The organism is Pontibacter sp. HJ8 (assembly GCF_054824225.1).
The window spans coordinates 1-679 of record NZ_JSYF01000544.1 but is presented as its reverse complement, the minus strand read 5'-3'; the positions used below and the strand labels follow the sequence as shown (position 1 = coordinate 679).

Annotated in this window: 1 protein-coding gene; it reads right to left on the bottom strand. The window is 43.4% G+C overall.

The annotated features are described in order from the left end of the window. Positions 1–130: 130 nt before the first annotated feature. A partial coding sequence (locus OB13_RS19180) for a SusD/RagB family nutrient-binding outer membrane lipoprotein (protein WP_461491796.1) occupies positions 131–679 on the bottom strand: 549 nt, incomplete at its 5' end.

Below are 679 nucleotides of genomic sequence, written 5' to 3'. Positions count from 1 at the left end.
AATTCTTCATCAATGCATGAAGATAAAAAAACCGGTAGCGTCATACAGAACAGAAGATAACTTAGAATTTTCCGTTTCATCTTTATTTTATTTAAATATCCTATAATTTGATCAGTAGTCTAACCGCGTATTAGCGATTCCACCAAACTTTTGCATCCTGTGTATCACCACCTGGCAGGTTGGCTACCGCTTCAGTTACAGCATCCGCATTAGTCGTATACTCAGCCGCAGCGTAAGCATACCTTGATGGAATTTGCTTAGAACTATTTACTGCATCCGGTGCCGGGGTTAAAGCTGGGAAACCGGTTTTACGCCATATATTCCACGCTTGTAAACCATTAGGATAGGCGGCAATGTAACGTTGTGTTGCGATTTGTCTTAGGTTTGCTCCTGTTCCGGGAGCTGCACTCAATGCAACTGCACCTTGGGTAAAGTAACTTGCAGCAGGAGTAGTGCCCCACATCTGGAATGATAAAGTTATACCCTGCATGTATAAAGTTTGCAGGTTTTCACTGGTCCAGCCGTAATCAGCGGCTTCAGCTCTTGCCAAAGTTACATCTGCAGCACTCAATATAGTAACAGTACCACTCTGCTTTCTATAATCACCTCTAAGAACACGCGCCCAGTTTGTATTTGCATCCGTGAAAGCCGTAGTAGTTTCACGGTCATAACCGTAAGG